The sequence below is a fragment of the Haloarcula mannanilytica genome, assembly GCF_005406125.1.
In the GTDB taxonomy this organism is placed as follows: domain Archaea; phylum Halobacteriota; class Halobacteria; order Halobacteriales; family Haloarculaceae; genus Haloarcula; species Haloarcula mannanilytica.
This window is the reverse complement of sequence record NZ_BIXZ01000008.1, coordinates 1-25,775: the sequence shown is the minus strand read 5'-3', so window position 1 is coordinate 25,775 and position 25,775 is coordinate 1. Positions and strand designations below refer to the sequence as shown.

Here is a 25,775-nt window from a genome sequence, read left to right as displayed (position 1 = left end):
GTCGTCGTCTCACCCGTTGACGACCACGTCCACGGCTCGCTCGCGCGGGCCATCGCAGTCCACCAGTAGCACGGACTGCCACGTCCCCACATCGAGGTCGCCGTCGCGCACGGGAATCGTCTCGCTCGCCCCGACAACCATCGCCCGGACGTGGGCGTCCGCGTTGCCGTCCAGTTCGTCGTGGTCCCAGCCGGCGTCCGGAACGAGGTCTCCGAGCGCGTCGCCGAGGTCGCCAAGCAGGCGCGGCTCGGCCTCGTTGACGGTGATTCCCGCGGTGGTGTGACGGACGAACACGGTGCAGGTCCCCGCTGCGTCTTCGGGAATCGCGTCCCGGACTCGCTAGGTGATATCGACGACCGAAAGCCGGTCGTCAGTCGAGACGGTGAACCGATTCGTTGGCATAGCTGCGCCCACGAACGGACGCGACACAAACGCTCCGGTCAGGATCCAGTCGCCGGGCCATCGCTCGGGACGACACGGATTCCGTTCGGCTGGTAAGCAATGGCGTCGTCTCCATCCTCGATGGTCGCCCCGTCGAGGTACAGGGTCGCCTCCGTTATCCCGAGGTCGGCAGTGACCGCGCCGTTTTTCGTCTCTATCGACGAGTCGTTCGCCCGGATATCGCCGTTCGATTCGAGCGTTATGTCGTTGTTCTGCGAGGAAAGTGTTGAACTGGTTACGTCGAGATATCCGCCGCCGTTTCGGGTTGCTGAGAGCCTGACGTAGTTATTGCTCGACGACACATATGCGTCTTTAGCCGAAATCTCTCGGGCACGAAGTGAGATGTGGTTGTTCGCTGCGCTGATCTGCGCTCCGTCAATGCTGAGATACCCACTTGTGGTGACCTGAACGTTCCCGTTCTGGAGGTCTACGGTGGTCCCGGTCAGATTTACCGACTCCTGTGCGGACAGACTAAAGTCGTTGTTCTGTGCCGTAATAGTTCCGTCTGTCAGTGAGATACCTCCACTCTGTGCATCCAGTACTACCTGCCCGTTCTGTGAATCCAGCGCGGCTCCGTCGACAATGATGTCACCGTTGACTGCCGTTAGCGATACGTCGCCATTCTGTGATTCAACTGTGCCGTTGTATGAAATACTGGATGCACGGATTTGGATATCGTCGTTTTGTTCTTCGATTGACTCGACGCTCTCGGGAATTACGAGGTTCGCTGATGGGTCATTAAAATCGGCCAGTTCGTCCGCCGAGTACGTCGTCTCCCCCTCGTCGTACCGCCCGTTGCCGTTCGCGTCGTTGTACGCCTCCCCATCCGGCGGGGTCGCCGACCCGACTTCGATCTGGATGGTTCCGGACGCGGTGGCCTCATCGGACAGCAGGCCGTACGTGACGCCTGCTCCGGCCCCTGCAGTTACGACTACCCAGACGGTGACGAGCACAGCGAGTCCACCCGTTCGTATCCGATTGTCCATCTCACCTGGAGCGCCAGCCGGCGCTCCACACCTGTCAGCAGATACAAACCCTGGATAAATAAGGCCACCTATCGTTTCACGACGACAAACGCTCGGAGCGGTCCCCGTTCAGGCGAGCCACTCGTCGGGCTTGGTGTTGTAGTCGATGTCGGTCGCAGTGAGGTGTTCCACCTCCGACCAGTCCACGTCGGTGACGGTCACGCTCTCCCCGTCGTAGCGGATGCGCTTGCCGACTTCCTCGGGTTCGGGTTCGCGGTCGCGGCGCTTGGCAACCTCCACGTCGTGGTCGTCGAACTCCTTGACGATGGTCAGGAGGTTCACGGGCCGACCCCACAGCTCGAAGGTCCGCTTGAGCACCTCTTTGGCTTGCCCGATGTCGAGCATCACGCCGTTGTACTGGTGGGCTAACAGCAGTTCGTTGCGGTTCTTGTAGTTGCCGTCCTCGACGACGACGGTTGGCTTCCCGAAGTTGGTGAACTGCAACATCAGCTTCTTTTTTACGTCCTCGTGGTCCGTCGAGGTCACGCGGTAGTCGCCGGAGGCGTGGGTGTACTCGTAGGTGAAGTAGTCGTTGTCGTCGACGAACTCCTGGGTGAGGAACTCATCGAGGAAGGTCACGTCGTTGTGGCTCTCCCGGATCTCACGCATGCGTTCCCAGCCGCGGGTGTAGTCCACGTCCGCAAGCGCGGCTTCGATGCTGTCGTAGCGCGAGTCGTCGAACATGTAGCGGGCGGTCCGTTCCAGTTCCTCCTGGCCGATACGGGAGACGAACCCGCGGTACTGGGGCTTGACCAGCGAGTAGTGCCGTTGGGCCAGCCCTTCGTAGGTCAGAACCTTCCAGGGGTACTGTTCGATGTCGAACTCGCCGTCGCGGGCCGCTGCCAGTCCATCGCTGTCGACCCGCGGGTCCTCTGGGTCGAGATCGTCGAGGTGGTTCGGCACGTCAGTGAGCCACGTCGGCGGCTCCAGATGCGCTTGCACGGTCTCGTAGTCGATGCTGTCGTCGAAGTTCCGCCAAGTGATGCCCTTGACGCGAAGCAGACGCTCGATGACCTCCCGGCGGTTCTCCGTGTTCTCGACGTACTCCCAGATCTCCAGGCCGAGGCTGTAGGGGTTCAGCCCGCCCGACCCCAGTACCTTCGACATGTGGTCGGAGTAGAGGACGAACTCGTCGTCGCCTGCGAAGCGCTCGCCGGTCATCATCAGGGATTCCCAGTAGGAGGCCCACCCCTCGTTCATTATTTTTGTCATTTTTTGAGGGGCAAAATAGTAGGCCTCCCGGCGCAGGAGTTCGAGCAGTTCTTTCTGCCAGTCCTCCATCTCCGTGGCTCGCTCGGCGTCCTCGTCGTACTGCATGCCGTGTTTCCGGAGGAAGCCGAGCACGTCCTTCTCCGGTTCGGCGGGGAAGGAGACGTTCTCGTCGTCGTCGCGTTGGGCGTCGAGCCAGTCCTCGTCGAACACCTGGCGCTTGACCTCCTCGGAGAGGTCGAGGTCCTCTAGCTGGCCGGTCACGTCAGCCCCTTCGATGTCCTCGAACTCCTGTGGGACTGTCTCGACCGGGCTGTAGGGGACGTGCTGGTCGATGTTGTCCTCCAGACAGAGGACGTGGTCGATGAACCGCTCGACTTCGGCCCGCTCGATGTCGGGGTCCTGCATGTACTCCTGGATGGTGTCGCCGTGGCGGGCGAGCATCCCGGCGGCGTCGGGGCCGCGCCGGCGTTCGCTCCCGGACTCGTCGGTCGTCGTCCGGGAAGAGCTGTCGGTGAACATGCGGAACCACTCGTTGTTGGCGAAGAAATCCGCGTGGGCCTCGACGTGGGTGATGACCGCTTTCTGGTCAGCCAGGGTGTTGGACTCTTGCAGGAACGCGTGGGCGGGGTCGTCGTTGTTGACGATTTCGAAGGCCTTGCCGCCGAGGAACTGCCCCTGTTTCTGCTGGCGGTCGTACTGCATCCCCCAGCGCCAGTGTGGGTACCGCTGCTGGAACCCGCCGTAGGCGATGAGTTCGTTCATCTCGTCATAGTCGACGATCCAGTAGTTCACCGGGTAGGGTTTCAGCCCGAGTTTCCGGGCGAGGTTGCCAGCCTCCTCGACGGGCTCTTCGAGGTCGTCGGCAATGCGTTGTTTCGCGAATCTATCGTTGTTCATTGGTCCTCCGTGCTGAGTATGTCGTAGATGGCGTCCACCACGTCCTCCGGCGAGGAGACGTACGCGACCGCGACGTTGTCGGCATCGCGGAAGGAGCGTTCGACCTCCTCGGCGTGGGTGGCGTTGATGGCGTTGCCGCTCGGCTGGGTCTCCACGTAGGCGTGGAGGTTTGCCGGAATCTGTTCCATCAGCGGGATGACCTTCTCCTCGGTGTCGTTCGAGGAGTTCTCGCTGTCGCCCGCCGCGAACACGTAGCGGTTCCACTCGCTCCAGGGGTACTCCTCTTCTAGGATTTCCGCCGCGAGTTCGTACGCGCTGGAGATGCGGGTGCCTCCGCCCGAGCGGATGCCGAAGAACTCCTCGCGGTCGACCTCCCAGGCGTCGGCGTCGTGGGCGATGTAGACGAACTCGGCGTTGTCGTACTTGCCAGTGAGATACCAGTCGAGCGGCGTGAACGTCCGCTCGACGAGTTCCCGCTTTTTCTGGCGCATCGATCCCGACACGTCCCGGATGTTCACGACGACGACGTTTTTCTCGCGCTCCTCGACGATTTCGGGGTAGCGGTACCGTTCGTCCTCGCGGCGGAAGGGTATCTGGTCGACGCCCTCCCGGCGGATGCGCTGTGAGGTCTCGACTCGCTCGACGTTGTCCTCCATCTCCTCGATGGAGTCCCAGACGGCTTTCTCGCCGTCGGGGAGTTCCTCGTAGGCGTCGTCGATCCACGCCTTCGAGACCGGCATGTTCCCCTCGCGGGTCCACTCGTAGACAGTGGCCGGCCCCCAGCCGTCGACTTTGAGCGCTTCGCGGACGTACTCTTCGTCGAAGTCCATCGCGAGCTTTCGCTTCAGCCCCTTCTTGAACAGCCGCTCGAAGTCGAGCGTCGAGGAGGGGCCGGTCCGCGTGATGTCCGTGAAGTCGCCCTCCTTCTCCTCGATGACTTTCTTCCCTTTGGGTTCGAGATCGAGCCCGAGCTGTTCGTCCAACTCCTCGGCGAACTCCTCGGGGTCCATCTCGTAGTACTCGTGTTCGCCGCCCTCCTCGCCGGGCTCGCCGTCCTCGTCGCCATCACCGTCGCCGGGCTGGGGCTGTGGCTGGCCGACCGGGTCGCCTTCCTCAGCTCCCTCGCCCTGGCCGACGCCGCCCTGGTCGCGCTGGTCGTACTCGAACTCCGGCAGGTCGACGATTTTGATGGGGATACGGACGGAGTCGCCCCGGGACTGCCCGAGGTCGCCGTACTGAATGAACTCGGCGAGGTCCTGACGGCGCTCCTCGCCCACGTCGCGGTACCGTTCGAGGTCGTCTTTCAGTCCCATCTGTAACTCACCTGGCTCATGACGTGTCGGCTCGTCAGCTCGGCCGACGCCGGCGTATAGTCGAACAGCTCGACCATGTTATCCAGCGTCTTCTCCTTGAGGCGGGCCGTCTCGGTCCCGGACGGCGGGTTGTCCCACTGCCCGGGCTCGAAGTCCTCGTAGGTCCGCTGGATGTCGTCCCAGTCGTAGCTGCCAAGCACTGTGTTGATGACCGGGATTTCCTTGGGGTTCACGTCGCCGACGCGGAACTCCTCGTCCCGGCGCTGCCACGCGTGGCGGTTCAGCGCCGTGATGATCTTGTCGGTGCGGAACTGCTCGACGGCGTGGTCGGGCTCGTTGCCGTCGTAGTTCTTCTCGTCGAACCGGCCCAGGTGCTCGATTTCGAACACCTTCATCTTCAGCGGGTCCGGATCGACGAGTTCACCCCGCTCGTTTTCGATCTGGTCGTCCGACTCCCAGGCGTAGACGTGCTCGATGTACTCCTCGACGGTCGCCTCGTCGACGCGTTTGTCCCGCATCATCGCGTCGAGCACGTCCTGCTCCTGCTGGCCGAAGATATAGTTCTTGACAGTCACGACGCGCTCCTCGTACTCGGTAGCCTCGCCGGTCGAGAACACGGGGGCGTCTTCCAGCCCCTCCGCGACGGCGTTGAGCACGTCCCGGGGCATCAGCACGTGTTCGACCGGGAGGTCGGGATGATGGCGGTCCTGTGGCTCGTGCAGGAGGTCGGCGATGATGTCCCGGACATAGGTGACCGGGATGCCGTGGTCGCCGTCCTCGGCGGTGGTCTCCAAGTCGTAGTCGTCGATGTCGACACGCTCGTCGCCCTCCATCAGGTAGCCCCGGTCGAACAGCAGGGCCTTGTCGACGAGGTCCAGTCCGGTCGGAATCTCGGCGCTGTCGAGGCGCGAAACGACGGCGTACAGCGCGGCCGACTCGACGGTGTGGGGAGCCAGTTCCTTGTCGGTCGCCGACTCGACCTCGTCCCGGACCGAGATGGTCAGCGGTTCCTGAATCCACGTCTCCAGTTCCTCCCAGGACTCGGGGTCCCAGACCTCCGTCTCGTTGGTCAGCTCCCGCCGCAGGAGCTGGGCCTCCAGCGAGAGGTTGGTCAGGTACGTGAACTCGTGTTTGTCCAGGCGGCGTTTCAGCGCCTTCAGTGGGTCCTGGCCCTCGCGGTCGGCGTGTTTGTTGAGCTGGGCTTCCAGGTCCGGATTGGAGATGATGATGAGCTGCGTGTCCACGTCCATCCCGATGCCCTTGTCCAGTTTGACGTGGGACTCGTCGGGGACGTTCAGCAGTTTCTGGAGCAGGTCGGCGTGCTGTGCGGCGTCCTCAACGACGGTCAGCAGGCCGTTGCCCTGCGAGAGGACGCCGTCGTAGCTGAACGCCTGCGGGTTCTTCCGGCCCCGTGAATCGAGCTCCCGCAGCATGCCGTGCATCCACGAGCCGACCAGCCGCTCCTTGGGCGTCCCCTCGTCCTCGGAGTGGAGGATTCCGATGCCGTGTCCCACGTCCACGACGAAGTTCTTCACCCGGAGGTGGGCGGGCTGTGTCACGGCGGAGAACAGGTCCGTCTCGCCCTGCCGCCGGTACTGCTCTTCGAGGAAGTCGTAGGCCTCCCGCGAGAACGGGTCCAGTTGACCGTCGACGCGAATCGGGATGTGGTCGTCCAGCCGCTCATTGACCTCGGCGAGCAGGTCCGTCCGCACGTCGTCGGGGAACACCGTCAGCGGGTGGGCCTGGACGGGGCTTTCGTACCAGTCATCTTCGTCCTCAACCGCCGCGTTCCCGTAGGTCAAGCTGGTGGCGCTGCCGCCGGCCCCGGCGACGTTCCACTCGACGGTGTAGCGCCGCCCCGCGGGGGTCTTCGAGTACTCCCGGAGGCCGTTGATGAGACACCGTTTCAGTTCGGACTTGCCCGTTGCCGTCGGTCCCTCTAACCAGATGATCTTCTCGTCTTTCCCGCGGCCCGCCGCAATCGAGCGGAGGTCGTCGACGAAGGCATTGAGCACCTCGGTGTTGCCCAGGATGGCGTGCTCGCCGTCGTTGTGCGGGTCATCAAAGAAGCGGTAGCGCTCCTTCTCCTCGCCCTCCTCGATGACGGTTCGGGTGCCTGCGGCCTCGATGGCATCAAGCAGATACTTCGAGGCATGCGCCGCGACCTGGGGCGTTTCGAGGACGGTGTCGACGTATTCCGCGAGGCTCATCGGGGCCTCGTAGGCGGCGTCGAGTGACTCGTCCGCGCGGTCGATGTACTCCTCGCCGGTCATTACTCTTCCATCTCGCTTTTGGCGACCTCCGCACCGGCGAACTCAAGCACTTCCTTGGCGCCCTCTTCGGAGTATCCCTGTTCGATGAGGGCGTCGATCCACTGGTTGCGCTCCTCGTCGTCCATCTCCGAACTGGAGACCAGCGCGGAGAAGTTGATGTTGTGTTTCTTGTCTTCCCAGAGTTTGCGCTCCAGCGCACGGCGCAGGCGGTCGTTGTCCTGTGGGTTGAACGTGTCACCCTCGCGGGCACGCCGGGACACCCAGTTGGACACTTCCTGCCGGAAGTCGTCCTTGCGGTCCTCGGGGAGGTTCAGTTTCTCCTCGACCGAGCGCAGGAACTGCTCGTCCGGTTCCTGCTCGCGGCCGGTGAGTTCGTCCTCGACGGTCGCATCGTCGATGTAGGCCATGACGTGGTCCATGTACTTCTCGCCCTGGCGCTGGATCTCGTCCATGTCGTAGGCCAGCGCGTGGCGCACGTCCTCGATGGCCCGCTCCTTGTACTCCTCGCGGACGAGTTCGAGGAAGCGGTAGTACTTGCTGAACGATTCCTCGTCGATGGAGCCGTGGTTTTCGAGGTTGCCTTCGAGGTGGTTGAACGTCGTCAGCGGCGAGAGGAAGTCCCGGCTGCGGTGCATCGAGTCCATGATGGCCTCGGCGATTTCGTCGCCGATGAACCGCGGGGAGACGCCGTCCATCCCCTCGCCGATGTCGGCCATCTTCTCGGCCTCCTCGCGGAGCTTCTTCACGTCGACATCCTCGGCCTCGTCGATTTCGCCGTTGTAGGCCTTGGCCTTCTGCACGAGGTCGATGGACTCGTTGTCCGGCTCCTCGATGCGGGTGAGCACGCCGAACAGGCCCGCCATCTCCAGCGTGTGTGGCTCGACCTGAATGTCGGGCAGGTCGGCGTTGCGCAGCATCTTCTGGTAGATCTGGGCTTCGGCCTCGTACTGGAGGACGTACGGGAAGTCGATGCGCTTGGTCCGGTCGTTGAACGCCTCCATCTTCTCGTCGCCCTTCTTGTCCCGGTACTCGGGCATGTTCGTCCGGCCGACGATGACCTGGTCGATGTCGATACGGGGGTTGTTCTTGGGCTTGATCGTCTGCTCCTGGCTGGCGTGCAGGAAGTCATAGAGGAACTCCCGCTGGAGCTTCAGCAGCTCTTCGCCCGAGAAGATGCCGCGGTTGGCGTTACAGAACGCCCCGGAGTAATCGAACGCTCGCGGGTCGCTCTCGCCGTAGATGGCGATTTTCGAGTAGTTGACATCGCCGGTCAGTTCCGTCTCGTCCTGATTTTTCTTGTCTTTGGGCTCGAACGTCTCGATGCCGCGGCGTTGGTTCTCGTCGGCGACGAAGCGGATGATCTCGACGTGGTTCTCCAGGACGGACTGGAGGTCGTCGTCGTATTCCGCCAGCAGCCGGTCCATGTAGAACTCCGAGGCCGGATCGAGTGACTGCTCGTTCCGGATAGTGTAGGGCGCATCGAGGGCTTCGTTGATGTCCTCGATGACCTTGTCTCGTTGCTCCTGTGGGAGGAGCACGAGCGGGTCCTGGTTCATCGGCGACCGGACCACGTCGTCGGCGGGGTCCTGGTCGTGGATGACGTCACAGAGGTTCGTCCACCGGAACGTGTACATCCGCCCGTCGTCCCGGCTCGTGTAATCCTCGTAGTAGCGCCGGACCTGCCGGTCGAAGTCGGACTTCCCCGACCCGACCGGACCAAGGAGGAGTTTGATACGTTTCTCGGGTCCGAGCCCGCGAGCGCCGGATTTGACTTTGTTGACGAACTCGTGGATCGCCTCGTGGATGACCCGCCCGTAGAAGGTGTTCTCACCATCGTTGAGTGGGTCTTCACTTGCCAGTTCATATTCGACAACGCCGGCCTCCTCGTCGTAGGTCGTGCCGTAGTAGTCGAACATGTCCGCGACGCGCTGGTGGGCGTTGCGGGCAATCGTTGGTTCGTCGTACAACTGTTGGAGATACCAGTCGAACGTGTTCGTCTTCCGGAGGTCCGCTGGTATCGTGTCACGGTACTCCTTGCTCAGCGCTTCGAGTGTCTCTTTGTTCTTGCTCATGCTCTCTCAGTAGTTCGTCGTGGCTGCACGCGCTCGCCTGCCGTCACAGGACGGCTCTGCCGCTGTGTGTGGCCAATTCGCCGTCGGCACTGTCCGCTGCACGCTTGCTCGCCTGCGGCCGCCGAATACTCCCGCACTGCGGGATGACGGGTGTGCCCTTCCATGACTGATCTGCACGGCGGAACACGCTTGTTCCGACGCGGTGTGGTAACGGGAGACAGTACGGAACTGTTTCCGATACTATTTATTGTACGAGTTCTGGTCATATAAGAACTTTGTCCCTGTGTGGGTTTTCCGCCGTTAAATTCCGACACCGTGATAGACTGAACACGGGGACGGCGGGCCACAGGTGTGTTACCGTATCTCATTAGTTCCACTCTAGTTTATATACTGTGTCGCTTGCCAACTGTTCGCTTAGGTGGGTCGGCCAGTGTTTAGCGCTGGACTGTTGTGAATCTGTTGCTGATTTGATTGGTGGCTGAGAACTCTCCACATGATACGGTTCGACGACCCGCCTGTGCCATCGTCGGACTGGTTTCCCATCTCGATCTGGACGACTTCAGGACGGACCAGCGGATTCTTGCCGGTCCACACGAACGCAGAGGCATGGACCTGTCGGACCTGCCCGAAGACTGGACGGTGTGGAACGAGACCGACGACAAGCTCATCCTCGCGTATCGCCCGGATGTTTTTGACTCCGAGCAGTTTCCAGCGCCGTGTCTCCCAACCATCTATCTCACACGCGGGAAACGGACCCGACGCCCCGGCGCTGACCGGACCGGGGAGAGCTGGTACGTCACCTTCTACCTGGAGCCCGAAGTCGAACGCGACGCCGATTCCTACGAGCGCCGCGACGCTGCCGTCGAGGGCGCTGTCGAACTGGCGACCCGGTTTGCCGACGGTGACCTGGACTACCGGTCGCTGTATCACGTGCCCCGCGAAGCGTATCTGGACAAACTGGACGACCTCACCGGCCAGTCCTGACTCTTTACCGTGTTCACCGCTTATTGTCTAGCATGACTACTGTCACGCTCGTCGGGACGCGCCTCGCCGAAGTCGGCGAGGAGTTCGTCTACCGCGGCGAAGCCAGCGGCTGTGAGGGGTGTCCGTACCGCGACCAATGTCTCAATCTGACGACCGGTAATCGGTATCGGATTACCAACGTGAGACAAAGCGGGCAAACGCTAGACTGTGCGATGCATCAAGACGGCGTGCGGGCCGTTGAAGTCGAACCCGCGCCGATTCGGGCGAACGTTCCCTCGAAGGGTGCCTACGCTGGCAGCAAAGCCTCACTGATGGGCCCCTGTCCACACACTGAGTGTCCGAGCCATCCCTACTGTGAACCTGCCGGGGCTGAGTTCGATGAAGAGTATCGAATTGACGAGATTATCGGCGACCCGCCGCACGATTACTGTATGCTAGACCGGGATTTGACGCTAGTGAAGTTAGAGGGCGAACAGCAGTAGGACGAGCGATGGTCCTCCCAATCGAGCACTTCATCATCGCCCTCCTCCCCATCGCGGCGTATGCGGTCATCCGAGACCAACGACTGCCGTCGCTCCAGTTACTCGCAGTCGCGTTCTTCGGGAGCCAGTTCCCGGACCTCGTCGACAAGCCCCTGGCCTACGAACTGTTCCTCATTCCGTCCGGGCGAGTGTTCATGCATTCGCTCCCGTTCGCCATCCCACTCGCGATTGCTATCATCGCGTACGGAATCAAGACAGAGCGGGCGAGGCTGGGCGGGTCGTTTGCGTTCGCCTATCTCTCTCACCTAGTCGCCGACAATCAACAGCTTCTCCCGCCAGACCCACACGTGTCTCCAGACCTGCTCTGGCCGCTCCAGCCGCCCGTCGCCCGTTCGATAGTCCCACACTGGGCTGGCGAGGGGTCGGTGAATCTCCACCTCTGGACCGCGTTTTCAGCTGTCGTTCTCGCATTGGCGGCGTACGTGCTGGTGGTGGATCTGAAAACCCAACTTGAATTCTGAAGTCGATTACAGCAGCGTCTCCATCTCGCCTGGTCCGAACAGTGACCAGTCCGCATCGACGTCCTTAGTCAGCACAGAACGCTTTGAGGAGTTCTGTTTTCCCCACGCGACGCTGGCCATACACGACGAAGAAGTCGTGGCTTGGTGACTCAAGCGCCGTTCTGAGGCCACCGAGTTCCTCCGTGCGATCGTAGAAGGTCATACTCTCGATAATAATTATTACGATAATGACCTATACTTTCTTTTCAGCCAGCTACCTGCATTTCAAATTAATCGTCATCACTCCGATACGCATCACCACCGCGTTTGCGAATCCGGAGGACGTAGAGAAGCTTGTCAGTCCGGTTGACCCGGATTCCGAGTCGAAACGGGCCAACACGGAGTTTCTCGTGTGGTGCACCTTGGAGCGGTTCCAGATGATCGGGTGGGTCGCGCCATTTGTCGGTCGCAATCTCGTCTAGTTTGCTAGCAATGCGATCGCGTGCATAGTCATCCAATCCATCGAAATCCCGCCGTGCTGTGTCGGTGAGTTCCTAGTCCTACTCACTCATCGCTGTCGCGTGCTGTCTCGTCAAGCCCGTATGCAGCCTTCACATCACCGCTACTGTGTGTGCGACCTTCACGAATCTCAGCTTCACTCGTGAGCATCGCTTTCAGGTCTGCACGATTGAATTCGGGATGCTTGAGCGCATCACGCAGTACGGCTCGGATAAATTCACTCCGACTGTTGAATCCGTGGTCTTCCCACGTCGTATCGACATCTTCCAAGAACGTTTCTGTCATCCGGATATTGACCGTCGTTTTCTCAGGTGAGGACTCTGCTTCAGCGATATATTGTGTTGAAATTGTGTATACAAAAAATTACGTCAGCCGGTACGTTCTCTATACTGAACGATCTGTGTTTCCCCTGTATCGGTCACCTCGAAGCATACGAGAGGAATTCTATGACACACTGTTACGGGAAGTCACGCCGTTGCTGGGCACGACCTGACTGCTATTGTGGCCTCCGACTCCGTCCATGTCACGACGTAAATGATGCTACAGTCCGTACTGTTCTTGGACGGCGTCACCGAGGCCGCGCTCCTCTAATATATCGAGCGGCGCGAGCATATCCAACTGGACGACGCCGGGAAGCCGACCGATCTGGACGCCGCCGGTGAAGGTACACCGCGCACGGACCTCGCCTTCGCTCATATCTAGGAGCGTTTTCGCCCGGTCGAACGCGTTCTGCGTGGCGTCGTTGACTGTCGCACCCGACCCGACCACCTGAATCGGTGCCATGTTCTCCTGCACGTCCACGCTGTGCTCTGCACCGAGGTCGCGGCCGGCCTCGAGCTCGTCGTCGCTGTAGGGCTGGCTGATGAACGGCAAGTCCTCCTCGTTGGGTAGCAGGATTGGGCCGTCGAGTTCGAGCCCGTCGATGACTTCGACATCCATCGTGACGGTCCCGCTCACGTCGGTCGTGTGCAACGAGAGCTCCCCGTCACCCTGGTTCGCGTGAAGATCACCGACATAGACGCCGCCACCGTCGATGGCAACCGGACAAATCAGTGTCGCACCCTCACGGACTTCCGGAATGTCCATGTATCCGTCAGTCCGCTGTTCCAGGTCGGCCTCGGTTTCGACGCCGTAGTCGTGGTCGGCACCGATGAGGCTCTGGCCGAAGTCCCCCGCGTTGTGCGAATCCGGCATCGTGACCGGCGGCGTCGTCCCGATGTTCCCGATGAACGGCCGCAGTCGGCCGAGCGTCCCGGGCATCCCATCGGGTTCGTATAGCAAGATCGGATGCTGGCGTGCGTTCTCGGGAATGTCCATTACCTCATCGGCGTTTGTCGCCAGCTCGTGTGCGCCGTCCTTATCGAGTGTTAACCCGACAGCATTCTCGTGGTCGAAGGCGACGGTGTACCCGTACTCGAAGCCAAACGAGGAGGCGTTCGCACCGCACTCGGCACACCGGATGGCGTCCTCACCAGTCCCCTCGACGACCGAATCCGGCCACGTCGTCCCACATTCGGGACACCGATGGTCGACGAAGGGGTCATCCTCGAAGGCCCCATCGCGTTCGGCCATCGACCCCGTGCTCGTCGCCATACTCGTTACTTCGATGTCGCGAATGTGGATCGCGACGGCGTCGCCGACGCTTGCACCCTCGACCCGGATGGGTCGTGTGACTTCGTGCCCGCCGCGGAACGACGGTGTGATCATCGGGCCCCAACAGCCCGGTGGCGTGTACGTTGTGACCCGGCCACCGTCAGCGACCGTGCCAGCCCACTCCTGGTCGGGGCCTACCAATCCGAGCGTGTACTGATCGACGTGTAGCTCCTCCTGTACGCTTTGTTGTGACATACCATCGCATAGTAAGATTTAGCTCAATATAACGGTGGTGGCGAGCTAATTGGGTGGAGACAGTTCTCGGTTTATCGCTGTTGTTCGAACCAGTATGCCGGGGACACAGACACCCCATCCGTCATGAGCGCCCCCTGGTGGATACACTACTGCCCTGAGCGAATATTGTACAGTGTCTCGGAGATACTCGAAAAGATCCCGATCTGTCTATGAGTGGTCATCCGGTACGACGACTCACACGGGCGGAATGGCACAGGCGATCTCTTTGTGATGAGCAAATCGCTGATTGGCTGGCGACACATCAAGATATCCGAACGACGGCGTAAACAGGAGTTCGTCGCTCAGATGCAGTGTCTGGAGGATGATCACTACCCGGAAATGGACTGCATCCGGTGGTGATGGACGATCTGGACACGTATCAGCAGACGCCCTCTACTAACATCTCCCCCTACAAGACGCACCTCGCTTACTCAGCAAGCATGAATTTCATTTCACACCAGTACGGCAGTTGGCCGGACATGGCCGAAATCGATTTCAGCGCCCTATGGACGGATTACCCTGACCAAAATATTCCTGACGCACCGACACTCTGCGCAGGGGTTGCTGCGTGGGAACACACCCGAAACATGGACGAATCCGAGATTGATTGGCAGTTCACGGCCGATTACGCTCGCATCAAACTTCGTCAACTATATTCAATAAAAAACGATTGAAGAGGCAATAGGCTACTGTAAATACCCCAAATCTTCGAGCATTTTTTTAGTTTCGTTATCCATCTCTGTTGAGTCCTTCAGTGACGCTTGCTCAAAGGAACTCAACCATTTCTTGAGATCCGTTTCGAGTCCCTCTACGACTTCTTGTTCTTCCGATGACCAATCTTCAATTTTAGTTTCCCTATCTTTAAGATTGTAGAATTCTAATTTCCCGTTAGAATCGCGAACTATTTTATATTCATCTGTTTGAACTGAGCGTAGCTTTTTATCGTACTGTTGTAGATCTTCTAAAGGAATATCTGTTTCTTTACTCAATCGCTCTATTGTTGGTTGCGGGCATCGATATTCTGCAAAGATACGCTCTCGTGGGGGGTCTGTCGAACTGGGGTGGAAAGAGAGTCCTTGTGAGTGGGATGGTATATCGACCCCTGCAATATCTAAGATGGTCGGAAAGAGATCCACTGTTTGAACTAACCTATCTGACTTACCGACCCCGTCAAAAGCACCTCCGCTGAAAAATAGTGGAACATGAAGTAAGGTATCATGAAGAGAGTATTGATGATCCATCAGGTCGTGTTCCCCTATATTTTCGCCGTGATCACCAACAATAATAAAAATTGTATCTTGCCATTCCTTTTTTTCGTATAGAACCTGTCTTAGGTCACCTATTTGGGCATCAAGATATGCTATTTCTGCACGGTAAAGTGATCGGAGTAGTTCAAAATCCCTATCAGACATTTCCAATGCTCCTGAAACATAATCCCATGGTTTTTGCGGGACTTTCATCGCTTCTTTATATGTTGCATCAGATGGTAGGAAAGGTTCTGCAAATTCTTTGGGTGGTTGGTAATCCAGATGAGGTTCTAGATAGTTGATAAAGAGAAAAAATGGCTTATTACTATCTCGATCTTCAATCCATGAGCGGACAATTGAGTTAGTGCGTTTAGCTCCATAATCTTTTCGACGATAAATAAATTGTCCATAAACTGTATTCATCAAATTTGCTATAATCTCCCCATTCAACAGCCCTTTTACGCTTCTCTTGACGAGATCTACCCCGTGAGTAGTGAGCTTTATTTCACCAAAGTCTGTTTCTGCCTGTATATATTGCCAAGCTTTAAAGAAATCATTAAATCCATTAGCAAGTCCGAACTCGTTGGTTACCCATGCGTTGTTAGTTACTCCTGCTGTTTGATAACCCTCTGCCGAGAGTAACTCCGCTAGCGTAGGAAAGGAATCATCTAAGAATTTGTGCCCAGCATGTGTACCATGTTTTGAGGTATAGGTACCAGTAAAAAGGGATGCATGTGAGGGTAATGTCCAGGGAGCGTTTGTGAACGCATTTGTAAACTCTGTTCCCTCTTCAACTAACCGCTCTATTGACGAATTCGACACCTTGTTATAAACATACTTGGTATCTGGGGCACGAGCCGTATCCATTACCACAAGAACGATATTTTTATTCATTGTAATTTTGAATGTTCCTTTGTTTAGCACAGTAGAGCAAACAACCACCGATATCCATATGAACACTGTCACTTCCGAAAGTATATAGCTTTCTCCTACGGCTTTGCAAAAGGGACTCACCTATGGAACAATTAAATGATTCCTCTGCAGATGCTACCGAAAAAGTTTGTATCTTAGCACTGAATAAGAGGAGCTGGCATCACTCGAAAGCGGGTGGATCAGAGCTCAATTTGGAAGAAAGTCTAAAACGACTTGCAGAACGAGGTCACAGAGTCCATCTTCTCACTGGGTCGGATGAGGGAAACAAAAAAAGAGAGGTTGATGGAGGAGTGTATATTCATCGTGTTGGCTTTGATAACTGGTTGTCTGCGCCTTGGGATGTCGTTACTTCATATATATTTGTTACCTTTTATTTTTATTTTAAGATGTTTAAAATATCGCCCGACATTGTTTATACCGTAAATACTCCCCTTCCCTGGCCAGTAGTAACTCGGTGTCCACGAATAGCTATCTTCCACCATATTGCAATTGATTCATTCTTCGACACCCATCCCTTTCCACAAAATCTTTTAGGATATATTTCTCAGTGGGCAGGAGTTCTGAGAGAGAGAAATACACCAACGGTAAGCGTGAGTCCCAGCACTACAAAAGAATTAGTTTCGCGTGGACACCCCCCAGATACTGTTTATGAAATAAGAAACGGAATTGATTTAGAGAAATATTTTCCTGGAAATGAATCGAATAATCCTCAGATGGTATACATTGGAGGATTAGAACGGTATAAAGGTGTTGACCGGATACCGGAGATACATCAAGAACTGCAAGCACTATCTGAACAGGATATTCATTTGCATGTGGCTGGACGAGATGGACCGATGAAAGAACTGATAGAGACCTACTGTGAAAACACTAATAAAGCTCACTTTCATGGCTTCGTATCAGAAGAGAAGAAAATACAGCTACTACAGTCGGGATGGGCATTTATTGCACCCAGCCGAGTTGAAGGGTGGGGGATTGCAGTTCTCGAGGCAAACGCTTGTGGAACTCCGGCCATTGGATGTGATGTGAGTGGTCTACGTGATTCAATTAAACACCAACAGACTGGATTTCTAGTAGATGAATTCACTGCAGCTTCTTTTGCTTCTAATGTTCATGAACTAATATCAAACAGGGATCTGAGGAATTCTTTTGGTGATTCCGGAAGAGCTTGGGCAGAACAGCATTCTTGGGAACGAAATGTTGATGATTTAGAGAGGTTATTTCTCATGAAATCATAGGACAATTAAATTTCCATGAGGAAAGATGACATCTGAGTAGTAGTGTTTAGTTAGTAACATTGAGACATCGAATTAAAAGGCACTGTCTAGTTGAGCGAGTTTGAGAAGTGAGGAGGCCGTAGCGAGAAGTGTCCATGCAACTCGCAGACCTCCTCAGAGAGACCTTAGATGAGGACAGCCAAGACGTTTGGGAGAATGAGCGCACCCCGACACCCGTCCGGCGATTTGGGGTGCGTCTCCATACGGCGGGGCTGTCGATCAGGGAGACGGTCGCTATTTTAGAGTTGTTGGGTGTCGATCGGTCTCACGGTGCAGTCTGGAACTGGGTTCATACGTTGTCTGAAGCACAGAGCGACCCGCCGACGGCGTCGCCGTCGCGGGTCGCAGTCGACGAGAAACAAATCGAGGTTGACGGCGAAAAGAAATGGTTGTACGCCGCTGTCGACACCGACTCAAAACTGTTGCTCGAAATTGATGTGTTCAGCCGCCGCGGGACTGACCCCGCGGCGGCGTTCTTGCATCGGCTCACTCAGAAACACGATGTCGCCGATTCAGTGTTTCTCGTCGATGCTGGTGGCTATCTGACTGCCCTCTCTCGCTACGATTTGAGCGGTCGGCTTGACTATCGAATCCGGAACCACATCGAAAAGTGGTTCCAAACTGTGACCATGCGAATCGACCGCTTTCACTCTTTCTGGAGGGGCAGTCAATCCAGCGCGAAACAGTGGTTACGACGCTTCAGACACCACTACAACCACGAACGACCGAACCAAGCTCTTGACGGAAAAACGCCAGCTGAGGAAATCAAGAACTATACAGTGCCAATTAAAACCTTCCATCAATTTTCGGATGTTTCTGGATCGACGTGACTGGAGTCGTTCGAAAACGAGGAGGTGCGGCGCTTCAGTTCTCGGTAAATCCGTTCAATAGGAATCTGATTTCCGGTTCGCGTCGCAAAGTCCTCTAAACTTCAGTAGCAACTGACTCCTCTGAGGAAGGGACCCCTCTGGTATCCACCTACGAGGTGTCCATTGCACGCCACATTCGACGTCCGGTTCACGATAAGCATCGACGACGACAAAACGATACCGCTCGCCACACTCGCGGAGTTCGTCACCGAGCAGGGCATCGAATCGGTTCTGCTCGAATCGATGGTTGAGAGCCTCGACGCGGCTCGCGTCGAGGCGCTCTGTGGCCAGAAACACGCCCACGGCAACGGTGATCGACGATTCAAACGAGCCGGCACCGATACACGCACCGCCGTCACGACCGCCGGTGAACACGAGTTCGATCTCCACTATGTCGAAGATACAGCTGCTGACCATGACGAATCCAGCTACTTCCGGCCCGTCGAAATCGTCATCGGCTTCGACGGGCAAAACCGCTACCAACAGGATATCGCCGCCAAAAGCGTCGATCTCGCTACCTCACTCAGTTACCGTGGGACTACTGACCACGACGACGGCATCTTCCAGAGGATGCCGTCGCCAACCACGATTAACCGCCGCGCCAAAAAATACGGCAGCAAGCTCAAGCGGTTCCTTCCAGACTGTGTTGCCGGGAAAGACGCTGATGTGTCATTCCTTACGGAACACAGTGCCACAGCCAAGACGACGACCGCTCGTACCACTCTGTCCAGGCCACACCCGGCGAAGATACTACCGAAGAGTCCCGGTCCCTGCTGAATCTCTCAGTCAACGCAGACTGGGACGAGACAGTCGCCGAACTTGATGACATCAACGCAGTCCCTGACGACGCGACGGTCGTCAGTGACGCTGACAAGGGCATCGTGACGGCCTTTACCGACGAAAAGCGTATTCACCAACTCGATCTCGTCCACGTCGGTCGAAAGCTGGCTACAACCTGTGGCTGATGGTGTCTTCCCGCTGGATCAGCACAACGAATCGTCTCGGAAGTGATTGACGAGGTGTTCCATCTGAAGAACTCTCTCGCCAAGCACTGTCTTGACGAGGAGTTCGCGGCGATCCGCCAGCGGATCGCGCGAACGACCGAACGTATGGAGAAGACAGCCTGGCAGTTGGATCAATACGGATCAAAGAAGGCAGCGCGGTATCTTCGTCGTGGCTGCCGTCGATTGTGACCTTCGCGGGGTAGGCTGTCGAGGGGTTCGAGGTGCCGTGGAACTCGAACCTCGTCAAACGGCTCATGGGCGAAGTCAGCAAGCGGTGTAAGAACCAGTGGATGCGATGGACAGCGGAAGGGTTAAAAACGATATTCCAACATCGGCTGGTGAAGTACGCTAATCCAGCCTACTACGAATCGTTTCTCGACAACCTGCTTCACCGTTCGACCAAAATAGCAATCAACTGTGAACTCTCAATTGAGAGTACCGGAGGCAAAGCCTAGACGGCTTTTCGACGCAACCAAATATTTCAGCAGGATCCACATCAGATTCGTTTAGATTTTATTATTACTAGCTATTTATTGTCCTCTTATATAACTTTTCCAGTTGATCAACTTTGGACTCAATTGAAAAGTGGTGTTCTGCTGACTTGCGTGCATTCTTACTCATACGATTCAATAATGGTTTGTCATTTGCCAATTTTATCATCGCATCTGCCAATTCCTCAGGATCATTGGGAGGTATTAGAATCGTATTTGACTCTTTAACACCGATTGGTTCGTCAACAAGATCTGAGGCGATGACAGGTGTTCCCGAAGCATACGATTCCATCATTGTAAGCGTAGGAAAGGCCTCTCCGGTTTTGGAGGGGAATATAAACGCATCTGCTGATGCATAGCAATGACTTAGCTTCTGATCGGTTAATCTTCCAAAGATTTCTAAATTACCAGTTTTCTCTGCCATCCGTCCCACATCATCGGACATTGGACCGCTACCCGCAATAATTATCTTCACTCCAACCCCTCGTTGTTCAAGAATATTTGCTGCTTCTAATAAGACATCTACCCCTTTCTTTTTTGACATCCTAGACAGCATAAAAAATACTGGAGTATCTATGTCGAAATTAAAGACGCTACTTTTATCCTCTTTTTTTGGATGATAGTAATTGAGATCGACTCCATTCATTAAAACTGTTGTTTCTACACTTTTTCTGAGATATTGAACGTAATCTTCAATATTTCCACTCACACACAGTACTTGTTCGGCTTGGTGTAGATTCCACCGACCGATTGTTTGGTCATTTACGAACTCAATTAGCTTGAAAGGAAGGAAATAGTCAACAAAAGGTGTATGCTGATGGAGCAACACTGGTATAGAATCAGGCACTGATTGGAGAACTGCTGTTGTAGTTAGATAGTTCAGTCCATGTAGATGCACAAGATCAGGTTCTATTTTGTTAATTATATTTGGAATGCGTTTTTGAACATGAGAAGGGCTAGGTATCGGATAGGGTGCTCCAATCTTTTCAAGGGGATTCCATGATTTGAATCGCTGTACGTCGTAACCCTCACGCTGAGAGAAGTACGAATCGGCACCAATGTCGCTACTTATCACGGTTATATCATGCCCCCGGCTGGTTAGCCGACTAGCATGTGATGCCACAACAGATTCTATCCCGCCAACATGAGGATAAAAATAGTGTGATCCAATGAGTACATTCATGTATTATTCTAACCCTCGTGCTGGAAGTAAACCAATATATTCATTTCTCAAAATATACCGATGTTGCCAACCATCTTTTTAGGTTCGGTTTGCACGGTATGCAATTGAACCACTTTTTCTCATAACTTGTATAAAACTTTAGTAGAACAAATAAGGGCTGATTCACAGGTAGTGTTTAGTTTGGAGCATTGTGCCAGCAAGCGAAGCTTTGGAGCCAATTTTCGGCTGTTTCCGGTTCGACGTGACTGAAGCAGTTTGAAAACGACGAGGTGCGGCGCTTCAGTTCTCGAAAGATCCGCTCGATAGCGTTCCGATTTCCGTGGCGACGTATTTGAAATCGCAGGCCAGCTCGTTGGAGTGCTGTTTGGAGGTGTTTTGCGCCATCGACGAGAAAAACGGCGGTTTCGACATTGTGTTTTTGCCGCAGTTCGCGGAGAAAGATTTCGCTGAGGGCGGTCGTAGTTGTCGTAAATAACCGGAGATGGAGTAGTTGATTCGTAGCTGGATCAGCGGCAGCGTACAGCCAAAATTGCTAGTCGTTGATCCGAATCACTGTCTCGTCAACTGCTACCTGATTCGGAGCTTTCCCGGATTCTGGCTGTAAATCAGCTTTTTGTACCCAATCATGGATTATTTTTCGACTGCGTTGGACACCCAAACCGGCGAGCAATTCGACGGTTTTCGACAGCGATAGCCCCGCAACGTGGGCTTGAATACCGAGCTTCATCGCATGCTCGGGTGTCCGCTCGCGCTCCACAAAATCCAAATCAATCCAGTCTCTATGACCGTTGAGGCGGGCGATTTCTGCCATGAACCAGCAAGAAATTCTCCCGCCTCACTTTCACACTACTAAACACGACCGATTCACATCCAACAAAGTATATAATTCCTTCATCTACCAATTGTAACTGTGCCAAGGATTGCTATCGTCCACCCCAATCTAATGAACCGTGGAGGAGCAGAGGCAGTTTGTATGTCGGTAATGGAAGCTCTTGAAAATGATAACAAGATTGATCTAATTACCTTGAATAAACCGGATATGGAATTTTTGAATGAATTTTTTGATGCATGCGTATATTCAATAACAATTCGGCAACCAAATTTTGCATATCGGAATTTATCAGATTTGTCTACCTGGTTTGGAGAAATATTTGAATATGGAAAATTTGGATTGTTAGATAGCGCACTACTAAACCAATATATGAGCAACTGTAGTGTAGACTACGATCTAGTAATATCCACAAAGAATATCATTCAGTTACCATCAACTCCGTGTATAAACTATGTGCATTTTCCAGAATTCTTCAAAAGCGAGGTTGACTCTGAGAATACAAAAAATAGGAACGCCTCATGGTTCCAGCAAATATGTCGATTGATTGGTAATATATCTCGGGAGTGTGAAAATTGCTGCTACCTAACTAATTCCGAATATACCTCTCGCTGTCTACAAAGAGCAGTAGATTGTAAGCCGACGGTAGTTAACCCGCCGATCAACACCCCTCAGATAATTTCTGAACATGATAGAGAGAATGGATTTGTGACTATAGGTAGGTTAGAACCCGAAAAGAGGACTATTGAAATGATACAAATAATTAGGGAAGTTCGCAACCGTGGCCATGATGTCCATCTGCATATCGTCGGTCAGAAATATAACCGGAAGTACTCCCGTAGAGTACAAGATCTACAAAAGGATTTCAGCTTTATTCATCTCGAGGGAGAATTGTCGAGAGATTCTCTTATTAGTCTCCTCTCGGACCACCGTTACGGTATTCATGGCCGCAGGTACGAACACTATGGAATGTCTGTTGCTGAGATGGTACGCTTAGGCCTTGTTCCGTTTGTCCCTGGCAATGGAGGGCAGTCAGAAATTGTTGGTAACTTGCTAGAACTGACTTATAACGAACCAAAGGAGGCAGTTGAGAAGATTGATAATATAATTTCATCTGATAGCTATGGGGACATTCGCTACAAACTCCGAGAATCTTCAAGCATAAATGACAAGTCAGAATTTAAAACTAAAATTCAAGAAACCATTGCCAAGGAAGTTGGTGAATTTTAGACAGTACTGGTTCAAGGATATTTCCTAATTAACTTGAAGAATATTTTTCCCCACCTGAGATCAATCCCCTTTTGTTCGACCGCATCACCCAATTCCTTTTCAGCATCTGTGATTGTCATGAACCGCAATACTATTACAAAATATACTAAAGAAGATATTAATATGAACGAGAGAAATCCGAGATTAGACATTGGAGAGAAATAGGAACCAATTGCTTTTCCAGAAATAATAAAGACTGTTGCCATGATAGCCATTTCACCAAACTGTACGGTGAATGGATGCAATCCAGTACGTGTATATAGCTGGTATGAATAAAGAACATTCAGGATCGAGTACGCAACAGCAGTTGCAACCGCTGCACCGAGCAACGGATATTGAGGAATAAGGAGGACATTCAGTCCGAAGTTAATTATTGCAACTATTATATTATCATACATTATCATTTTTGTGTTTCCTAGTGAAGTCATCGTTGCACCGTTCAACCCTGCTATCGAATGTGTAAAGAATCCGACTGTTACTACACTTAGCGCTGCTGCACCTTCGATATAGTCTGAACCAAATGTGAGTTTTATTGTTGATTCAGGAAAAAATGCTATTGTGAAGAATAACGGTACAGTAACAACAAATATCCACTTAGTGACTGATTGAAATAGCTTTTTCATTTCTTGTATGTTACTTTCAGAGTGTAGTTCGGACAAAATTGGCATCGCGAGAAATCTGAAAGAAATAAGGACTGTGGTTAGCAAAATAGCAATTGGATAAATGCTGTTGTATACTCCAACTGTTTCTACTGTAGAATAGAAACCAATGAGAAATGTATCTAATTGTTTAAAAACCAATTCCATTAATCCCATCGTCATTAGTGGAAGTGAAAAAACTAAGAGTTCCCTATACTTTGGCCTGTACTTCACACTTTTCATCAGTACTGTATGACGTGTCAAATAATATATTGAGATGACCGCAACAACGAGATACGATCCAAAATATGCCCAAGAAACCCCACTTGATTGATAACCTACCTTGATTAGAATATATATTAAAGAAAACTGTGACACCGGAAGCAAGAAATTCTGGAGAAGCACTCGTGGCAGTGTTTGCTGTTTGCCTCGACTAATTCCAATTGTCAACTGAAATAATACTGCCAAGGGAATGGTAGCGCCGAAGATCCGAATCACAGGATTGATAGATGGGTTATGAAATATATTTGTAGCAATAAATTTGCTCAGTAGTACTATTGACAATCCTAGAAGCACACCTGCGGGTATTGCTAGATGAAGTGATGAAATAATCGTTGCACGTCTTTCAGATTCTTCTGTATTTCTGGGTAGATCGCGAGCCACACCACTCCTTAGTCCTAGAATTGCAACCGTAGATAACGATGTAAGTAGAGTTGTACCCAGAGATATTGCACCGTAATCAAATGGCCCCAATAACCTTGCTACAAGTATCCTAGAAAAAAACCCAAAACCTAATTCAAGCACCAAACCTGTGAATATTATAATACTTCCAGTAAATAACTTCCCTAATGATGAACCTACATCCGAATTATTTTTCGTTTCAGTATCTTCCATATTATGCGTAACCAAGGTCTTTTAGCTGGTCTTCGACCTCATCTGGAATTACTGTTCCGCTAACATCGCGTTTGTTCAGGTTATTTACGAGGGTCGCTAACTCCGCCTCTACATCTTGAGTGGCTTCTGCCTCGCTGTTAATGATGCCGTCTAATGACTCGTAGTGATATTCTGTTCCGGTGAATATCCCATATCTTTCATCATCATAGGTATCTATTTTTTGAGCATATCCATTATCTTTGAGAATATCCTCGCTCCATGGTGTCAGACCAGTATATTCTGTTAGGAACTTTCTCTCATCCGACTCGTCAAACAATGACTGACCCCTTCTACTACCATCCATTCCTATCTCAGCCAGTTCCAACACAGTTTGATAAATGTCTATCAAAGTTACTGGATCTTTACGTGTCTGATCTTTTACCTCAGAACCGGATACTACGAGTGGAACATGTACTAAGCTTGGAAACACGCCATATTCATGTCCCCACATCTCATGCTCCCCTAACATTTCACCGTGGTCGGATAATGTTAACACATAATCAAACTTGTCTATTAGTATTTCAAATAATGATTTATAAATGTCTGAAAGATACTGGCTACAGTCGTCATAAGCCTGTATCAAATTTTTACGGTCTGAGTGGCCATATATGAGATCACCAACTGCCTTAGTTTGGTCGATATTCTCAGTTGTCTTATAGTCTTTGGGTACTTCATATGGCTCGTGAGCTTCCATTAAATTGAAGAAGAAGAACTCTTTCTGAGAAAGAGTCGTGCCTTCCAGTTCAGAAATCGCTTCCAGAGTTCCCCCGTACTTTACCCCTGATTTCGTTCCACCTTGTTCCAAAGCAACTCGGATGCCGTCTACTATTGATTTGACAGTGTTCACATCTCCTTCAAAACACCTAGAGATCGCCTTCGTGTATTTATATATCCCACTCTCTCTACTTTCATTGCTGAACTTACGCCAGTTTACTCTATTTTCATCTGTCAGATGTGCCATTCGACTCGGTGATATAAACTCATCAAATCCTCTATCAAAATTGAAATGTCCTGTGATGTTGGTGTTGGCAGAAAAAGCCCGGGTTGAATAACCCGCACTGGAGAGAATTTCTGGTAAACATTCCTCAGGATAATCGAAGACATTGTGCTTTGCATGCGTGCCTACTTCGCTAGGATAAAGACCAGTAAACAATGAGGCGTGTGCGGGTACAGTCCAGTTTGCTGTCGTATATGCATTGTCGAATCTTATTCCCGGTAACCACTTGAAATATTTATCAAAGTAATCTTTTCGTAGTGTATCCAAAACAACTAACGCAATTTTGGTCATCTCATTCCTGATGTCGTTGCTACTGCACTTCATTGTTCGGTAATCTGCAACGATTCACTCCAGAGTTCTTAGCTTCAGTTATGAGGGTGTCATAGAACTCTTCTCACACCGTGATCACGGTACTTCCTGGATTGTCTTCGCGTTCGTAGTTGGTGATTGCGACGACGAGGCGAAGACACAGAGCAAGGAACACCTGCGCTCGTGCGTGG

At 53.4% G+C, this 25,775-nt stretch carries 20 protein-coding genes and 6 pseudogenes; 9 read left to right on the top strand and 17 right to left on the bottom strand.

Going from position 1 to position 25,775, the window contains the following annotated elements; translation table 11 throughout:
- Window positions 1–9: 9 nt before the first annotated feature.
- The 6 genes and pseudogenes from Harman_RS16780 to Harman_RS16755 form a co-directional block, all read right to left on the bottom strand.
- Window positions 10–402 (bottom strand): annotated as a pseudogene (locus tag Harman_RS16780) (secondary thiamine-phosphate synthase enzyme YjbQ).
- A 38-nt stretch (window positions 403–440) separates the two neighbouring features.
- Window positions 441–1,427: a hypothetical protein gene (locus Harman_RS16775; protein WP_137684934.1), complete on the bottom strand. Its 987-nt coding sequence runs from the start codon at window positions 1,425–1,427 to the stop codon at window positions 441–443.
- 108 nt (window positions 1,428–1,535) lie between these two features.
- A complete protein-coding gene (locus Harman_RS16770) occupies window positions 1,536–3,575 on the bottom strand; it encodes a SpoVR family protein (RefSeq protein WP_137684933.1) in 2,040 nt (679 codons plus the stop codon).
- Window positions 3,572–4,888 (bottom strand): YeaH/YhbH family protein, encoded by a 1,317-nt coding sequence (locus Harman_RS16765; RefSeq protein ID WP_137684932.1) that lies wholly within the window; start codon window positions 4,886–4,888, stop codon window positions 3,572–3,574. The genes Harman_RS16770 and Harman_RS16765 overlap by 4 nt, the downstream gene beginning before the upstream one ends.
- On the bottom strand, window positions 4,879–7,161 hold the full coding sequence (locus tag Harman_RS16760; protein WP_137684931.1) for a PrkA family serine protein kinase: 2,283 nt from the start codon (window positions 7,159–7,161) through the stop codon (window positions 4,879–4,881). The genes Harman_RS16765 and Harman_RS16760 overlap by 10 nt, the downstream gene beginning before the upstream one ends.
- Window positions 7,161–9,233 (bottom strand): PrkA family serine protein kinase, encoded by a 2,073-nt coding sequence (locus Harman_RS16755; RefSeq protein WP_137684930.1) that lies wholly within the window; start codon window positions 9,231–9,233, stop codon window positions 7,161–7,163. Before Harman_RS16755 ends, Harman_RS16760 begins: the two co-directional genes overlap by 1 nt.
- A gap of 606 nt (window positions 9,234–9,839) precedes the next feature.
- Here Harman_RS16755 and Harman_RS16750 point away from each other — a divergent pair.
- From Harman_RS16750 to Harman_RS16740, 3 genes are read left to right on the top strand one after another with little or no spacing between them, the layout of a single operon-like run.
- A complete protein-coding gene (locus Harman_RS16750) occupies window positions 9,840–10,217 on the top strand; it encodes a DUF5820 family protein (RefSeq protein WP_137685060.1) in 378 nt (125 codons plus the stop codon).
- 32 nt (window positions 10,218–10,249) lie between these two features.
- Window positions 10,250–10,699: a UPF0179 family protein gene (locus Harman_RS16745; RefSeq protein ID WP_137684929.1), complete on the top strand. Its 450-nt coding sequence runs from the start codon at window positions 10,250–10,252 to the stop codon at window positions 10,697–10,699.
- An 8-nt stretch (window positions 10,700–10,707) separates the two neighbouring features.
- Window positions 10,708–11,220: a metal-dependent hydrolase gene (locus Harman_RS16740; protein WP_137684928.1), complete on the top strand. Its 513-nt coding sequence runs from the start codon at window positions 10,708–10,710 to the stop codon at window positions 11,218–11,220.
- Between the two features lie 67 nt (window positions 11,221–11,287).
- Here the strand turns inward: Harman_RS16740 and Harman_RS16735 are convergent.
- From Harman_RS16735 to Harman_RS16720, 4 genes and pseudogenes are all read right to left on the bottom strand, one after another.
- Window positions 11,288–11,422 (bottom strand): annotated as a pseudogene (locus Harman_RS16735) (ATP-binding protein); the annotation flags it as partial.
- Window positions 11,423–11,489: 67 nt separating this feature from the next.
- Complete coding sequence (locus Harman_RS16730) at window positions 11,490–11,717, bottom strand: type II toxin-antitoxin system RelE family toxin (RefSeq protein WP_137684926.1); 228 nt, start codon at window positions 11,715–11,717, stop codon at window positions 11,490–11,492.
- Between the two features lie 46 nt (window positions 11,718–11,763).
- Window positions 11,764–12,003, bottom strand: coding sequence for a ribbon-helix-helix domain-containing protein (locus Harman_RS16725; RefSeq protein WP_200830957.1), 240 nt, complete (start codon window positions 12,001–12,003; stop codon window positions 11,764–11,766).
- Window positions 12,004–12,258: 255 nt separating this feature from the next.
- The gene (locus Harman_RS16720) at window positions 12,259–13,566 is read right to left on the bottom strand and encodes an acetamidase/formamidase family protein (protein ID WP_137684924.1); all 1,308 of its coding nucleotides are present in this window, start codon (window positions 13,564–13,566) and stop codon (window positions 12,259–12,261) included.
- 270 nt (window positions 13,567–13,836) lie between these two features.
- Here Harman_RS16720 and Harman_RS22005 point away from each other — a divergent pair, with 270 nt between their 5' ends.
- Window positions 13,837–13,965 (top strand): hypothetical protein, encoded by a 129-nt coding sequence (locus Harman_RS22005; protein WP_268812808.1) that lies wholly within the window; start codon window positions 13,837–13,839, stop codon window positions 13,963–13,965.
- A complete protein-coding gene (locus Harman_RS16715; RefSeq protein WP_137684923.1) occupies window positions 13,965–14,279 on the top strand; it encodes a hypothetical protein in 315 nt (104 codons plus the stop codon). The genes Harman_RS22005 and Harman_RS16715 overlap by 1 nt, the downstream gene beginning before the upstream one ends.
- Before the next feature lie 12 nt (window positions 14,280–14,291).
- On the opposite strand, the gene Harman_RS16710 is transcribed toward Harman_RS16715, so the two are convergent.
- Window positions 14,292–15,776, bottom strand: coding sequence for a sulfatase (locus Harman_RS16710; RefSeq protein WP_235007247.1), 1,485 nt, complete (start codon window positions 15,774–15,776; stop codon window positions 14,292–14,294).
- Window positions 15,777–15,868: 92 nt separating this feature from the next.
- Between Harman_RS16710 and Harman_RS16705 the strand changes: the two genes are divergently transcribed.
- The gene (locus Harman_RS16705; RefSeq protein WP_137684922.1) at window positions 15,869–17,023 is read left to right on the top strand and encodes a glycosyltransferase family 4 protein; all 1,155 of its coding nucleotides are present in this window, start codon (window positions 15,869–15,871) and stop codon (window positions 17,021–17,023) included.
- A gap of 134 nt (window positions 17,024–17,157) precedes the next feature.
- Entirely contained in the window at window positions 17,158–17,892 is a 735-nt protein-coding gene (locus Harman_RS16700) for an IS6 family transposase (RefSeq protein ID WP_137684921.1), read from the top strand.
- Here the strand turns inward: Harman_RS16700 and Harman_RS16695 are convergent.
- Window positions 17,862–17,972: pseudogene (locus Harman_RS16695) on the bottom strand (IS6 family transposase); the annotation flags it as partial. The gene Harman_RS16700 and the pseudogene Harman_RS16695 sit on opposite strands and share 31 nt — an antisense overlap.
- 82 nt (window positions 17,973–18,054) lie before the next feature.
- On the opposite strand from Harman_RS16695, the pseudogene Harman_RS16690 reads away from it, so the two are divergent.
- Window positions 18,055–19,390, top strand: a pseudogene (locus tag Harman_RS16690) (ISH6 family transposase).
- Between the two features lie 67 nt (window positions 19,391–19,457).
- On the opposite strand, the gene Harman_RS16685 reads toward Harman_RS16690, so the two are convergent.
- Window positions 19,458–20,609 (bottom strand): glycosyltransferase family 4 protein, encoded by a 1,152-nt coding sequence (locus Harman_RS16685; protein WP_137684920.1) that lies wholly within the window; start codon window positions 20,607–20,609, stop codon window positions 19,458–19,460.
- Window positions 20,610–20,784: 175 nt separating this feature from the next.
- A pseudogene (locus tag Harman_RS16680) lies at window positions 20,785–21,420 on the bottom strand (IS6 family transposase).
- A gap of 99 nt (window positions 21,421–21,519) precedes the next feature.
- On the opposite strand from Harman_RS16680, the gene Harman_RS16675 reads away from it, so the two are divergent.
- Window positions 21,520–22,668 (top strand): glycosyltransferase family 4 protein, encoded by a 1,149-nt coding sequence (locus Harman_RS16675; protein ID WP_137684919.1) that lies wholly within the window; start codon window positions 21,520–21,522, stop codon window positions 22,666–22,668.
- Between the two features lie 11 nt (window positions 22,669–22,679).
- Here the strand turns inward: Harman_RS16675 and Harman_RS16670 are convergent, their stop codons facing one another.
- The 3 genes and pseudogenes from Harman_RS16670 to Harman_RS16660 form a co-directional block, all read right to left on the bottom strand.
- Window positions 22,680–24,239 carry a flippase gene (locus Harman_RS16670; RefSeq protein ID WP_137684918.1) on the bottom strand — a complete coding sequence of 520 codons (1,560 nt, stop codon included), beginning with the start codon at window positions 24,237–24,239 and terminating at the stop codon, window positions 22,680–22,682.
- Window position 24,240: 1 nt separating this feature from the next.
- Entirely contained in the window at window positions 24,241–25,566 is a 1,326-nt protein-coding gene (locus Harman_RS16665) for a sulfatase-like hydrolase/transferase (RefSeq protein ID WP_160140706.1), read from the bottom strand.
- A 103-nt stretch (window positions 25,567–25,669) separates the two neighbouring features.
- Window positions 25,670–25,775 (bottom strand): annotated as a pseudogene (locus Harman_RS16660) (IS5/IS1182 family transposase); the annotation flags it as partial.